Origin of the sequence: Clostridium sp., from assembly GCF_036781005.1 — a bacterium.
In the GTDB taxonomy this organism is placed as follows: domain Bacteria; phylum Bacillota; class Clostridia; order Clostridiales; family Clostridiaceae; genus Clostridium_B.
In genome coordinates this window covers 44,785-57,751 of sequence record NZ_DAIQBT010000018.1, presented here as the reverse complement: position 1 = coordinate 57,751, position 12,967 = coordinate 44,785, and the positions used below count along the sequence as shown (strand labels likewise).

Sequence of the window (12,967 nt, the reverse complement as noted above, 5' to 3'; positions counted from 1 at the left end):
TTTTTCTACAAATCTTAATTACCCTTTATATGGATATTAGGTGTCCGTAGGTCAGCATTTTCTCTAGTGTTTTTTTAATTCTGTTGTAATATATTCTTGATCATTAATCATAACAAGCCACCTTTTCTAGTAAAATTGGTCTGCAAATCAATTTTATACTATAAATTGGTGGTTTTTTATTATTTTCAGAATATTTTTTTCTACAAGTTTTAATTACCCTTTATATGGATATTAGGTGTCCGTAGGTCAGAGTTTTTACTAAATTACTACACAATTTTACAAACTAACAGTATTGTTTTCATTCATTAATTTTTTATAATCTTTTCCCCATTGGCACATGGCACTCAGTATAGACTGCATACTTTTCCCAATATTAGTGAGTCCATATTCTACTCTTGGTGGTGATTCTGGATAGACTTCTCTGTAGATTATTCCATCTTTCTCCAGTTCCCTTAATTGCATTGTCAATGTTTTTTGAGTAATATTAGCTAATGTTCTTTGTAATTCATTAAATCTAATAGTTCCTCTTGACAAGTGCCAAAGAATTGCTAATTTCCATTTTCCACTAAGTATATTTATAGTTAAATTCATAGGGCAATCTGATTTTAAATCAATTGATTTTGACATTAATTCTTCTCCTAATACATTTTTATATCAATACATCTTGTATTTAATTATCTTAATAGTATCATTTTTGATATTACATATCAAATTTGTGCGTACTTTTATCATAATACTTTTAATGTTATTATTTTATAAAACCAACAAGAAAGGAAGAAATTATATGAACGAAGTTTTAAATGTAATAAAAAATAGGAGGAGTGTAAGAGCATACTTACCTACACAAATAAAACAAGAGGATTTAGATTTAATTATTGAATCTGGTATTTACGCACCTTCTGGTCACAATGACCAACCATGGCATTTTACTGTTATTCAAAACAAAGAAATACTACAACACATTAGTGATAAATCTAAAGAGTTGATGGTAAAATCACAAATTGATTGGATTAAAAATACAGGATTAAATCCCAAAATAAATCTAACATATAATGCTCCAACATTAATTATTGTATCTGGTAATAAAAATGCACTTTCTCCAAAAACTGATTGCTGCGCAGCAATACAAAATATGCTTCTAGCAGCAGAAAGCTTAAATATTGGTTCTGTCTGGATCGGCTTGATAACATTTTTCTTGAAACTAGAAGGTGAAGTCAGAAGACTTGGCGTTCCAGACGGATATGAACCTTATTATGGTGTAGCTTTAGGATACAAACCACTAAATAAAGAAATAATTGTCCCTAAAAGAAACTTACATGTAGTAAATTATATAAGATAGGCTATTATCAAATATCAATTTTCCAACATTTTGCCATTATATGATCATCCTATGAGACTCCCCTACAAATTACTATTTATCTATAGACTATATAAGTAATCTTTACTTCATAATTTTTCACCACTGTTCAAATACCTTAGATTTACGATTAATAAACCATATATAAATATTCCGAAGCAAAGATGCTCCCGTATAGGGGATATGAAGAACACATCTGTCACTGGAAGCAATATTAGCTGCAGTTTATTAAAAAAAGACTACCGGCTCCTTTCGCTCTTTATACAGATTATTCAGTCGCATTGCAGCGTCTTTGACTAGACCAGCTTTCATCACTCTGGCGTTTTGTGGACAGTTCTTAATACATGCACAACACGTGATGCATTTTTCCTTATCAATTAAATTACTATTTCCTGAATCAATAGCCCCAACAGGACACACTTCTGTACAAACGCCACATTGGGTACACGCATCACTAGTTGCTATAAAATCAACACTCCAAAGCTTCGAATCTCCTCTATAGGGATATCTACCAGGTACATTTATATCAGAAATGTTATCGACCGATGAAACAGATAGTAGTTTTTCATTTATTTTACGCCCAAATAATTCTGCGTGGTTTAAGTCAATTGCATCAGGACGATTTTCGGCTATTGGCGTTTCGGAACTGGAAAAGGAGTGTTCTCCAATATATGCTGCACAGGCAATCGGTGTACATCCACATTTTATCAAAATATCTTTAAGTTCAAGTAGTGCATCGTCATATTCACGGTTACCATAAACGACAATACATACAGTCGGCGTATTATGAGCTTTAATCGTATGTAGCCATTCATTTAAAAGAGCCGGCACTCTTCCAACATAAACTGGTACAGCAACAACAAGTAATTCATTTTCCAATGTTTGTAATTGTTGTTGTCTTGCATTTGGTTTGGTAATATCTATTAGTTCCACAGTGCTTTGATTAACTCCGTGTGCAACACCTTGAATAATTGCTTTTGTTGTCCCCGTAGGTGAAAAACAAACCAGTTTCAGCGATTGTATTTTCATTAAATATCCTCCCGTTAATATTATTTTATTCATTTAGAACGTAAAATTTTACAATTTCATCATAACTAATTCTAGTATATCATGAAATTTGAGGTAATTTAAATCACTCGAAAAATTTTCAAACCACTTCCTCTTCTACACAGTATTATAATTAACCCTTATCTCCTTTAATTTCAGAATATCAGCACTCAATGTAACTTCCGTATACCACGCAAAACTTATCTTTTTATCTAAAACCCAGGTTTGTTAGATAAATTTTGAATATAGATAAGGCTGATTTGATTACTCTATTCCAAGCCAATACCTGATTCTCTTAGGAAATTTTTTTATTAATACTTCAGCAATAAAAACAAACCCAATTACACCAGTTGTACCTATTATCCAATTTGTTAATGAATTTTCTATATTAAGAGTGTTAAAATAATAGAATGTTAAAAAACTTAAACATTCGATGAATATGCCAAATAGAAATAGGTAAATACCTTTAATCCTATTTTTACTAGATAAACTCTTTTGAAAATCTAAATCATCTCTTATTAATTCATCTAAAGAAATATTATATATGTCACAAAGTTTTACAAGGTTTAAGATATCAGGATAATTTTTACCTAATTCCCATCTAGAAACAGCTTGATTCGTAACATTTAATTTTTGGGCTAATTGTTCTTGGGATAGTTTACTTACTTTTCTTAATTCTCTTAGTTTTTCAGATAACTTCACAAATAATCTTCCTTCCTGTTTAATTATATAAATAATAAAACACGTTTAACAATATTTCACCCAATTATTGATTGATTATTTCCTACTATTGGTTGAATCTAAATCTATATCAATAAGTTATATATAAAATTTTATAATTCAATCATAACTATTTCTAGTATATCATGAAATTTGAGGTAATTAAATTGAATTATTTAAATATTCTTAAAGATGCACTATATACCTCTTACACATAGTATTGTAGCCACTCCTTATCTCCATAAGCTTTAAAACATCGATACTCGATATGACTGCCATAAATAAGAAAAGTCCCCTATTATTTTACTGATATTTTTTTGAAATAATAAATTCAACAAAAGGTAATGTTACCATTGATAGCGTAAGTAAAATTAATAAACTAATATTACTATTTAAGTATTTATCAACACCACTTTACAAGAAAATTAACTGACCTTATCAGAATAGATTAAGGAATTAATTGCCTGAAGAACTTCTTCACTAATTTTGGCGTAGTTCAAGTATGATGGAAATTTTCATTTAGAATAATATGGATGGAAAAACAGGAAATTAACCAATTAAAGAAATGAAAATAATTTTACATTAAATTCAAACAAATTAGTTATACTATAAAATTTAAGATCTAATAAATACCCCATAAATTTCATAGTATAAAAAGCCTTAAAAAAAAGCCAACCTCTAAATAAAACTAAAAGTTTTAAGGAGGTTGAACACATGTACTATTATAATTCCATAAATAAAGAAAATTATGCATCAATTAATATAGATAAAAAGACAATTAGAAGGGTTATAGTAAGCTGTGCTGTTGAGTGTAAGGGAAGCATTGAGGATATTCAGGCACATCTTAAAAATATATTTGATCATGAGTGTTGATTATCCAAAATATGTAACCAAAAAAGAGATAAAAAATGAGGCTATTCTATGGTAATATTAATTTGGATAGAAAAAATATTACTTTTTAGGAGAATAACCTCATGAGAAATAATACCACTATATTTGATATATTTCAAACACTTTTAACAAAAGAAGAAGTAATTACAGTATGTGAGGCTTTAGGCTATAAAGATACATCAAGAAAATTTACAGTATACGATTTGTTTCAATTTCTTATATCAGCAGCAACTAATGAATATAAAAGCTTTCAAGCTGGTTCAGACTCTATGAATGAAGTTGGGTTAAAGACAGTTGATTATTCAACAATTTCAAAGAAAGCAGCATATGTAGATTATAAAATAGCTAAGAAATTATTTGAGATTCTTATAAATAAATGTAATCGCTCAACTCGAAGAGTACTTAAGTTGCCAAAAGATTTATTAGCAGTAGATTCTACTACTATAACTGTTGGTGAAGGCAGATTGAAATGGGCAAAGTTCAAAGGTACTAAGGCAGGAATAAAGCTACATGTAGCTTTTAATGTAAATACTTTAATGCCTCAAAAAGTCGTTGAAACTAACGCAAGCAAACATGATGGTCCAATAGGTGAAGAACTTATTAATACAGATTGTATCATGGTAGAATATAGAGCTTACGGGAAACACGATAGATATGATATGTTTAAATCTATAAATCAAGCATTTGTTATAAGAATCAAAGATAATATAACTATAAGTTATCCTAAAAACATAAAAAGTCTAAGAACTGAAAATTCTAGCATAGTTAAGGATATCACTTGTTATCTTGGAGAAGGTTCTTCTAAAACTGAAAATAGATTCAGGGTTGTTGAATTTAATGATTTCTACGGAAAGGCTATAAGAGTATGTACTAATTTAATGTCTATTACCCCTGAAAAAATTGCAGATATTTATAAGGAAAGATGGAAGATGGAAGGTTGAAAGTTTTTTTAGATTTATAAAGCAAAATTTAAATGTTAAAAGATTGTTTGGAACAAATGAAAATTCAGTTTACAATCAGCTTTTTATAGCTTTAATTGCATATGTATTACTTCACTTTTCTTATGTTAATGTATCTAAAAAATTGAAATTTGTTAAGTTATCATTTTGTCAGTTTATTAGGAAACTTCTTAATTCTACACTTCAAGACGAAGTCCAAGTACTTATTGACTAATTATTGAAAAATATCAATAATTATCAATAAGATTTGTGGTAAAAATTAGTTAATCAACACGCGTGACATTAAACATTTAAAAGAATACCGTAAAAAAGCATATGAAGCATTTATTCGGGATTTTAAGCAAAATTCAAGGGCGGAATATGTTACTACTGAGTACCCTAAAAGCCATTTTAAAGATAAACAGTTTAATATAGCTCTTGTATCACACTTTTTATTTATGTATGATAAAGATTTAAATTACAAATTCCATAAAAAGGTTATTGAAGAATTAGTAAGGATAACATCTAAGGAAATAAGAGTATTTCCAATAGTCAATTTAAAATGTGAAAAATCTCTGTTTGTTGACAAATTAATAGAGGATGGATGCTTTTCTAAATATGAAATTAAAACAGTAAAAGTAAATTATGAATTTGTGAAAGGTGGAAACGAAATGCTAGTAATCAGGGTTCAATAATAGTACTTAGTTCATCAATTCAATCTATATGGAATGAAACAGATAAACCTCTGAAGGTGATTGTTATAACAGTTCAGATGGCAAGTTTATAATATATTTTTTTAATGTATAGAAATTTACAAAATTTCCAATTGAAAAGGTTATAAGCGATAGCGAATTTTTTTGAAATATGTACTACTAGGAGGTGAATTTAATGAAAAATATAAAAGATATTTTAAAAAGGAATGGTTTTTCATTTGAATTAATTCATAATGATAAGCCTATTTATACAGCAAAAGAAGGTGCTGACTATTTTAAAATTGATATTGCTCAAATAGCACCAACATTAATAATATATACAACTAAAGGATTTTATGTAATAGTTATATCAGGTGAAAGAGGTCATGTAAATTTCAAGGAAATAAAATGTTTGCTAAACTGCAAAAATGTTAGATTAGCCACTAAAGAGGAAGTCAAATTGATAACGGGATTTTCAGTTGGAAATGTTCCGATGTTCGGAATTTCATTGCCATATATAATTGATAAGAGACTTCTTAAATTTTCTTTTGTATATGGTGGATTAGGTGAAGAAAATACTACTTTAAAAGTTGATCCAGATGCTTTATTGAAATTAAATAATGTTATTGGAACATTAGATTAAAAATTACCTAAATTTTAAATTAAGGTAATTTCGTAGTCTTTTCTTACACTTGCGTTACATGCAAAATATTAAACAACTCAATAAATAGTAATTTGTTTATGTATTGTTTAAACATAATATGGAGGTCAGGGAAAATGATATCTTAAAGGGTACCTAGATTCCCCTGTCCTTTTTTATTATTAAATAAAAATAAATATTCTAAATCGAACTAAATGCAAGCTGTATTGCAAAAACAATAAAGATAATACCGAATATTTTTTGGAGTAGAGATATCCTTGTTGGAGAGTTTATAAAAAACTCATTTGTTATTCCTGCTAATAAACCATATCCTATAAAAACCAAAAGTGTAATAATCATAAATCCAAATCCATAAAGCAAACATTCAATAATATAATTACCACTGGTTGACTTTGCATATTGAGGTAAAAATGAGAAGAAAAACAAAGTGAGTTTCGGATTGAGTAAGTTAATAAGAATGCCACTACGAATTATTGTACTTACTTTTTTCTCTGATTTACTATTTGCTAGGTTAAAACTTGGTATTGATATTATCATACCAATACCAAGATATAACAAATATATTGCACCAAGTAGTTTTAGAATGAAAAAAGCGTTATTGTTTATTTTCATAATAAATGATGAAAGTGCAATACTTACACATAAATGTGGAATGATGCCCATAGTACAACCAAAAGCAGCAAATATGCTGGCTCTTTTTCCTTTTGTTATTCCAGTTGAAATCGTATATGTAACTCCCGTACCTGGAATTAATATGATGATAAATGATGTAATTAAAAAACTAAATGTATTCATAATAACCTCCTAGTTTAGTTCTATTAACTGATATGATATAATGTATCATGATATAGTGGTCGTTATAAGATCCGCATTTTAATAAGTTTTTAGGAACCATTTTGAAATAAATGATAGTGTAAAAAAACTTTACACTAACAAATAAATATGGAAGGTGGTTATATGAAGTTTATAAATATTGATAGGGAATCTAAAGTTTCTTTGTCAAAACAGCTTTATATGCATTACAAAGAATTAATATTGAACGGTAATCTGAAATCAGACGATAAACTTCCTTCAACACGAGAATTATCAAGAAATTTAAATATTGCAAGGAATGTAGTGCTAGATTGTTATGAACAGTTAATGGCGGAAGGATATGTTTATACGAAAAGTGGTTCAGGGACTTATATATGTGAAGGGGTAAAATTCCAACAAATTAAAATAAGAACGGAATCACATTTTAATAAAAGTGATAATAACATAGAAAAAATATCATTTCGTACAGGAATTCCAGATTTGGATAATATACCAATTAATAAATGGGCACAGGTATATAAGAAAAGCATTCTTAACATCGAAGTGAAGCAGATGGATTATCAAAATCCTTTTGGGAGTTATAAATTACGTTCACAACTTTCTAGTTATTTAGAACGTGTCAGGGGTGTATGCACTTCCCCAAATAATATACTGATTACAAATGGTGCAGCACAAGCTTTTTCTCTATTATGTCAATTGGTGAAAGATTATGAATATGCCTTAGTTGAGAATCCACTTAGTTATGGTATTCTTCATACATTAGAGAGTAATCAGGTGACAATGAAACCAATTAGGGTTGATGAATATGGAATGGTTACTTCTGAATTACCTAAACAACCTCCAAAACTGATATTTACCACACCAAGTCATCAATTTCCAACTGGAGTAGTCCTTCCGATTAATCGAAGAATTCAAATGATAAAATATGCTCAGAAACACGGAACTTACATTGTGGAAGATGATTATGATAGTGAATTTCGATTTTATGGGGATCCCATACACTCTATGCAATATTTAGATTCGGAACAGGTCATTTATGTAGGAACATTTTCTAAGACTTTAATGCCAGCGTTGAGGATAGGATATATGGTTTTGCCTAATAAATTGCTTCGTAAAATAGAAAATATAAAGTATGTAGCTGACCTACATTCACCAAATTTTGAACAAATTGCATTAGCAAAGTTTATAGAAATAGGTCTTTTTGATCGTCATATCAACAAGATGCGAAGATTGTATCTTAAGAAGAGAAACTATCTTATTCAATGCCTTAAGAAAGAGTTTGGTGAGCGTGTAACGATTACTGGTGCTCAGGCTGGAATGCATTTTGTAGCTACTTTTAAAGATGTTACTTTTGACAAAGATTTTATGGATAAGATTGGCGAGAAAAATATAGAGATCACGGCTATGAATAAACATTATATATTGGATAATTCAGCGTCTAGAATAGACAACGCATTAATATTTGGTTATGGCAATACCAAAACCGAGCAAATGGAAAATGGTATAAGATTGTTAGCAGATATTATATAAATTAACCTGAGTTCGAAAAAAATAAAATATAATTTTGTATAAATATAGATATAGAAAATCCAAAAAATAATTTAACTACAAATGAAGAAATAATTTAACATTTATTTATATTTAAAGCAATATTGTGATTAAGCTAAATAAAAATGTTTGTCCTATTTCAAAGAAGGCTTTTTAGGAAGAAAACTATATGCTGCCAGTCCTGAAACTATATTTACCATAAAATTGGTAAAGCTTCTATGGCGGCTGTGCTCTATTTGACATACATTTTTTAAAAAGTCGTTTACGGTTTCTATAACAGCTCTTTTCTTGAGAATAATTTTGTCTTCCATACACATTAACTTGTTTTTCATATTCTTTTTTAGTTTTGTTATGAGCTGTATCCCCCTGGAATACAGTATATCTGATATTTTCCTGGACAAATAACCTTTGTCCCCGAATAATTTCCCGTAAAGTTCTTTTGAGAGTTGTTCTATTACCTCTATATTCCTGTCATCTACATTTCCAGTTATAGCTTATAAGCTTAGGGAAATAGGGTCTTAGAACATAGGTATCAACATCATAAAATATTTCGACTAACAAATTTTGCATAAAATCCCATCCTTTTGTTTTATTTTTTTTACTTGTACTTATATATTAAAACATTTTGATGGGATTTTTTATATCTATAATTTCTTTTTCTATTTTTTCGAACTAAGGTTATTTTAGGAAAATAATTCATGACCATAAAAAGAGAGCTAAGGTTCTCATATTTTCTTCTAAAAGTTCTTACAATTACCTAGAGTATCTTTTATACAACTGCATAAACTTTAAATATAGTATTTAAAATTGTTCTAGAGGGAGGTGCTTGTTATGGCACGTAACAATGGTAATTTAGTAGCCCCAGAAGGTAAGGTGGCTAAGTTTAGAAACTCGGCTGAAAAAGTTCAAACAAATTCAAAGAAGATTTATAATGGAGAGTTAGTTGATATAGACACTAGTTCATTAGCTGGTAATAAAAAAGCTAAGGCTTATGAGTCAGAACAGTAAATGGCAATAAAAAAGCTAAAGCTTATCAGGAATATTTAAAATAGCAATGCGCCTGTGCCTTAAGGGGTACAGGCTTTAGTTAAGAAAAGAAAGCCAAAGTTTTTTAAAGGCTCAAATATTCTGTCATAAAATCATTTCAAATCTTTTCTTTAACTTTATGTGCAACTTAGAATATCTTACTCAACTCAAATACCCATCTATAATTTATTAGAACGCTACCATTGCTAATACTCCCATCATCTTCAAAGTGGGAGATAAGCATTGCTACAACGCTTGGATAAGTTCTTCTCCTAATACGTATTCTAAGTCCCAAAGACACTAAGAATACTGTTAATAAGTCTCTCATATGGAGATAAGTATTTCTCTATAGCAAACTCCATCTGAACCTCTGAATCACTTGATAAATTGGTGTAATTATTCAGGATTTGTTTTCTGTTTTATCATAAGTTATATAGAATAATATACATTATTTGCATTATACATATATGCTAATTAGTGATAACATTATAAGTGAAACGAGGTGTAAAAGAATGATACTTTATCATTTCTCAAATAAAAAACATAGAAGATTGGTTCCAGAACTAGGAGAAAAGAGGCGATTTGGAAAAGAAAATATTACAGGTAAGAAAGTATTATTTTTAACTACCAATCCTCAAATGTTTCTCGAAAATGAAGATGGCAGTAATTTTTTCCAATATAGGTATAGTATAGAGTTAGATGGAAATAATCCCTATTTACATTCTGATGATAAGTTTAATGATATGCTTCAATACCATAATGAGGCATTTAAACTAAAACACGCCATATCTAAATGGTTTTTCTATGATAATTCTCTTGATTATATTGCAATATCCAGATGGGACAATGAGTTATGCAAGTTTAATTGAAATATAAAGTTAGTATTACTGGAATTTGATAACTCAACAGAAATAATTTGATTTATTCAATAATGTGTGCTATACTTAACAAACACCTTAAATGAATGGTAATTAATTTAAACACAGATATATTTCAATAAGTACTTAATAATATATGCATTTATTATTATCGAAATTTTATTTAGTGTATTATGGTTATTACAAAGAGTTTAAGAAATAAAATTTTGGAGGTACTTATATGACAGGTACAGTTAAATGGTTTAACGAAAATAAAGGATTTGGATTTATTACAGGAGAAGATGGAGTAGATATTTTTGCACATTTTTCTCAAATAAATTCAGAAGGATATAAATCACTTGAGGAAGGTCAAAAAGTTTCTTTTGATAAAACAAGAGGACAAAAAGGACCACAAGCAGAAAATATTACTATTCTTTAATCAGCGAGTATTTTTATCCCTTAGATATATCTAAGGGATTTTTGAATTATCAAAATAACTAACAAAGTAAGTAAATAAAAAGATTTGTAACACCCCCTTTCTTTTTTCAAATAAAGTAATAAAAAATTTTCACTAAGTTCATAAATTATAAATAACTGTAATATATTATAGGTTTATGATATGTAAAGTTGAAAAAAGTTTGGATAAATGATAATAAACGGAATTTTTATAAAAAGATATTAATATATTGACTTAATATGACATAAAATATTATACTTAGAATAGTCTAGGTGAAAAAGATGAAAATAGTAAAACAAATATATAACTTTATACCAAAATATTCCATCAAACCCTTAAGTTTATGTGTGCTTTTTAATTTTACCATATATTGGGGATCTCGGCTGTTTTATAAAAATAGAGTTTTTCATAATTTAACCTCATATTATGATAATAGGATTCCGGTAATTTCAATATTTGTACTTTTTTATTTTGGAAGTTACCTTTTTTGGATTGTTAATTATATATTAATCAGTAAAATAAATAAAGAACATTGTTATCGCTTTTTAATGGCAGATTTATTAGGAAAACTAATATGTGGTATTATATACATAAATTTTCCTACAACAAATATAAGACCTGACATCGTCACATCAGATATTTTTTCGGACATACTTAAGTTTTTATATAGCATAGATTCAGCGGATAATCTTTTTCCGTCAATTCATTGTTTAGTTAGTTGGTATTGTTTTGTCGGTCTTAGAAATTGTAAAGATATTTCTATTTGGTATCGATATTTTTCTTTATTTATGGCTATAATGATATGCATCTCAACATTAACAACGAAACAGCATGTCATAATTGATGTCCTGGGAGGAATCATGTTAGCTGAGTTAACATGGAAGTTATCTTTACGTTTGCAACTTTATAAAACATTTAAACTTATTAATCAGGAGGTATAAATGAAAGTTCTTACTATAGTAATACCCTGTTACAATTCAGAAGCTTATATGGACAGAGCCATAGAATCGCTGTTAATAGGGGATGAGGATTTAGAAATTTTAATTGTAGATGATGGTTCTAGTGACAATACTCCAATAATTGCCGATGAATACGAGAAAAAGTATCCTGAAATAATACGTACAATACATAAGGAAAATGGGGGGCATGGGGATGCTATAAATACAGGACTTAAGCATTCAAAGGGCATATATTTTAAAGTTTTAGATAGTGATGATTGGTTTGACAAAAATAGCTTAAAAAAAGTACTTGATATATTAAAAAATATGATTAATAATTCCCAAACATTGGACATGCTTATTGTAAATTATGTGTATGAGAATATAAATATGCATAAATCAAAAAGTATTAATTATAGAGGTGCAATGCCGGAAGAAAAAATATTTACATGGGATGATTTAGGTCATCTCAAAAATAGTCAAAATATATTAATGCACTCGGTTATATACCTTACAGAGATTCTTAAAGAGTGTAATTTGGAGCTTCCAAAACATACATTTTATGTGGATAACATTTTTGTATATAAACCGCTGCCTTATGTGAGAACAATGTATTATGTTAATGTAGACCTTTATAGATATTTTATTGGCAGAGAAGATCAATCAGTTAATGAGAAAGTAATGATTAAGCGTATTGATCAACAAATTAAAGTGACAAAAATAATTATTGACTGTTATAATCCAATGATTATAGAATGTAAAAAGTTACGCAAATATATGATTAAATATTTAGTAATGATGATGACAGTTAGTACGGTACTATTATTAAAAGATAATACAGAAAAAAGTTTAAGTAAAAAAAAGGAACTTTGGTGTTATCTAAATTCTAAAAATAGGGATTTGTATAAAGAAATAAATAAATCCTTTCTGGGATTATTTATGCAAATTAAAGGCTTAGTAGGAAAGAATATTATATTATTAGCTTATTCATTATCAAGAAGGATATTTGGATTTAACTAATA

General features: G+C 28.4%; 16 protein-coding genes and 1 pseudogene. 12 read left to right on the top strand and 5 right to left on the bottom strand.

Translation table 11 applies throughout. The features are described 5' to 3' along the window. Positions 1 to 276 precede the first annotated feature (276 nt). Positions 277 to 627: a winged helix-turn-helix transcriptional regulator gene (locus tag V7Q02_RS09090; RefSeq protein ID WP_333860692.1), complete on the bottom strand. Its 351-nt coding sequence runs from the start codon at positions 625 to 627 to the stop codon at positions 277 to 279. Between the two features lie 157 nt (positions 628 to 784). Here V7Q02_RS09090 and V7Q02_RS09085 point away from each other — a divergent pair, with 157 nt between their 5' ends. Next, the gene (locus V7Q02_RS09085) at positions 785 to 1,339 is read left to right on the top strand and encodes a nitroreductase family protein (RefSeq protein WP_333860691.1); all 555 of its coding nucleotides are present in this window, start codon (positions 785 to 787) and stop codon (positions 1,337 to 1,339) included. A gap of 246 nt (positions 1,340 to 1,585) precedes the next feature. Here the strand turns inward: V7Q02_RS09085 and V7Q02_RS09080 are convergent, their stop codons facing one another. After that, positions 1,586 to 2,386, bottom strand: a complete 801-nt coding sequence (locus V7Q02_RS09080) for an EFR1 family ferrodoxin (RefSeq protein ID WP_333860690.1) — start codon at positions 2,384 to 2,386, stop codon at positions 1,586 to 1,588. Between the two features lie 282 nt (positions 2,387 to 2,668). Next, the gene (locus tag V7Q02_RS09075; RefSeq protein ID WP_333860689.1) at positions 2,669 to 3,106 is read right to left on the bottom strand and encodes a helix-turn-helix domain-containing protein; all 438 of its coding nucleotides are present in this window, start codon (positions 3,104 to 3,106) and stop codon (positions 2,669 to 2,671) included. Between the two features lie 732 nt (positions 3,107 to 3,838). Here V7Q02_RS09075 and V7Q02_RS09070 point away from each other — a divergent pair. The 5 genes from V7Q02_RS09070 to V7Q02_RS09055 all read left to right on the top strand — a co-directional run bounded on the left by V7Q02_RS09070 (position 3,839) and on the right by V7Q02_RS09055 (position 6,288). After that, the gene (locus V7Q02_RS09070) at positions 3,839 to 3,997 is read left to right on the top strand and encodes a hypothetical protein (protein ID WP_333860688.1); all 159 of its coding nucleotides are present in this window, start codon (positions 3,839 to 3,841) and stop codon (positions 3,995 to 3,997) included. Positions 3,998 to 4,098: 101 nt separating this feature from the next. After that, complete coding sequence (locus tag V7Q02_RS09065) at positions 4,099 to 4,956, top strand: IS4 family transposase (RefSeq protein ID WP_333860687.1); 858 nt, start codon at positions 4,099 to 4,101, stop codon at positions 4,954 to 4,956. After that, positions 4,916 to 5,188, top strand: a complete 273-nt coding sequence (locus V7Q02_RS15940) for a transposase (protein WP_373844827.1) — start codon at positions 4,916 to 4,918, stop codon at positions 5,186 to 5,188. Before V7Q02_RS09065 ends, V7Q02_RS15940 begins: the two co-directional genes overlap by 41 nt. 223 nt (positions 5,189 to 5,411) lie before the next feature. Further along, the gene (locus V7Q02_RS09060; protein WP_333860686.1) at positions 5,412 to 5,648 is read left to right on the top strand and encodes a hypothetical protein; all 237 of its coding nucleotides are present in this window, start codon (positions 5,412 to 5,414) and stop codon (positions 5,646 to 5,648) included. 193 nt (positions 5,649 to 5,841) lie between these two features. Then, positions 5,842 to 6,288: a YbaK/EbsC family protein gene (locus tag V7Q02_RS09055; RefSeq protein ID WP_333860685.1), complete on the top strand. Its 447-nt coding sequence runs from the start codon at positions 5,842 to 5,844 to the stop codon at positions 6,286 to 6,288. 198 nt (positions 6,289 to 6,486) lie between these two features. On the opposite strand, the gene V7Q02_RS09050 is transcribed toward V7Q02_RS09055, so the two are convergent. Next, positions 6,487 to 7,101: a LysE family translocator gene (locus V7Q02_RS09050; RefSeq protein WP_333860684.1), complete on the bottom strand. Its 615-nt coding sequence runs from the start codon at positions 7,099 to 7,101 to the stop codon at positions 6,487 to 6,489. A 147-nt stretch (positions 7,102 to 7,248) separates the two neighbouring features. Here V7Q02_RS09050 and pdxR point away from each other — a divergent pair, with 147 nt between their 5' ends. Further along, complete coding sequence (gene pdxR, locus V7Q02_RS09045; protein WP_333860683.1) at positions 7,249 to 8,649, top strand: MocR-like pyridoxine biosynthesis transcription factor PdxR; 1,401 nt, start codon at positions 7,249 to 7,251, stop codon at positions 8,647 to 8,649. A 152-nt stretch (positions 8,650 to 8,801) separates the two neighbouring features. On the opposite strand, the pseudogene V7Q02_RS09040 reads toward pdxR, so the two are convergent. Then, positions 8,802 to 9,152, bottom strand: a pseudogene (locus V7Q02_RS09040) (transposase); the annotation flags it as partial. 346 nt (positions 9,153 to 9,498) lie between these two features. On the opposite strand from V7Q02_RS09040, the gene V7Q02_RS09035 reads away from it, so the two are divergent. From V7Q02_RS09035 to V7Q02_RS09015, 5 genes are all read left to right on the top strand, one after another. Then, the gene (locus tag V7Q02_RS09035) at positions 9,499 to 9,675 is read left to right on the top strand and encodes a hypothetical protein (RefSeq protein WP_333860682.1); all 177 of its coding nucleotides are present in this window, start codon (positions 9,499 to 9,501) and stop codon (positions 9,673 to 9,675) included. A gap of 530 nt (positions 9,676 to 10,205) precedes the next feature. Beyond that, complete coding sequence (locus V7Q02_RS09030) at positions 10,206 to 10,562, top strand: hypothetical protein (protein ID WP_333860681.1); 357 nt, start codon at positions 10,206 to 10,208, stop codon at positions 10,560 to 10,562. A gap of 229 nt (positions 10,563 to 10,791) precedes the next feature. Then, a complete protein-coding gene (locus V7Q02_RS09025) occupies positions 10,792 to 10,989 on the top strand; it encodes a cold-shock protein (RefSeq protein WP_333860680.1) in 198 nt (65 codons plus the stop codon). 299 nt (positions 10,990 to 11,288) lie between these two features. Continuing rightward, on the top strand, positions 11,289 to 11,948 hold the full coding sequence (locus tag V7Q02_RS09020) for a phosphatase PAP2 family protein (RefSeq protein WP_333860679.1): 660 nt from the start codon (positions 11,289 to 11,291) through the stop codon (positions 11,946 to 11,948). After that, the gene (locus V7Q02_RS09015) at positions 11,949 to 12,965 is read left to right on the top strand and encodes a glycosyltransferase family 2 protein (protein ID WP_333860678.1); all 1,017 of its coding nucleotides are present in this window, start codon (positions 11,949 to 11,951) and stop codon (positions 12,963 to 12,965) included. The last annotated feature ends 2 nt before the right edge of the window (positions 12,966 to 12,967 follow it).

What these genes read in the sequence shown, in the direction of transcription:
- V7Q02_RS09055 (WP_333860685.1), top strand. Translation starts at nt 5,842, where the DNA reads ATGAAAAATATAAAAGATATTTTAAAAAGGAATGGTTTTTCATTTGAA.
- pdxR (WP_333860683.1), top strand. Translation starts at nt 7,249, where the DNA reads ATGGAAGGTGGTTATATGAAGTTTATAAATATTGATAGGGAATCTAAA.
- V7Q02_RS09020 (WP_333860679.1), top strand. Translation starts at nt 11,289, where the DNA reads ATGAAAATAGTAAAACAAATATATAACTTTATACCAAAATATTCCATC.
- V7Q02_RS09030 (WP_333860681.1), top strand. Translation starts at nt 10,206, where the DNA reads ATGATACTTTATCATTTCTCAAATAAAAAACATAGAAGATTGGTTCCA.
- V7Q02_RS09060 (WP_333860686.1), top strand. Translation starts at nt 5,412, where the DNA reads ATGTATGATAAAGATTTAAATTACAAATTCCATAAAAAGGTTATTGAA.
- V7Q02_RS09025 (WP_333860680.1), top strand. Translation starts at nt 10,792, where the DNA reads ATGACAGGTACAGTTAAATGGTTTAACGAAAATAAAGGATTTGGATTT.
- V7Q02_RS09050 (WP_333860684.1), bottom strand. Translation starts at nt 7,101, where the DNA reads ATGAATACATTTAGTTTTTTAATTACATCATTTATCATCATATTAATT.
- V7Q02_RS09085 (WP_333860691.1), top strand. Translation starts at nt 785, where the DNA reads ATGAACGAAGTTTTAAATGTAATAAAAAATAGGAGGAGTGTAAGAGCA.
- V7Q02_RS09090 (WP_333860692.1), bottom strand. Translation starts at nt 627, where the DNA reads ATGTCAAAATCAATTGATTTAAAATCAGATTGCCCTATGAATTTAACT.
- V7Q02_RS09080 (WP_333860690.1), bottom strand. Translation starts at nt 2,386, where the DNA reads ATGAAAATACAATCGCTGAAACTGGTTTGTTTTTCACCTACGGGGACA.
- V7Q02_RS09035 (WP_333860682.1), top strand. Translation starts at nt 9,499, where the DNA reads ATGGCACGTAACAATGGTAATTTAGTAGCCCCAGAAGGTAAGGTGGCT.
- V7Q02_RS09070 (WP_333860688.1), top strand. Translation starts at nt 3,839, where the DNA reads ATGTACTATTATAATTCCATAAATAAAGAAAATTATGCATCAATTAAT.
- V7Q02_RS09015 (WP_333860678.1), top strand. Translation starts at nt 11,949, where the DNA reads ATGAAAGTTCTTACTATAGTAATACCCTGTTACAATTCAGAAGCTTAT.
- V7Q02_RS09065 (WP_333860687.1), top strand. Translation starts at nt 4,099, where the DNA reads ATGAGAAATAATACCACTATATTTGATATATTTCAAACACTTTTAACA.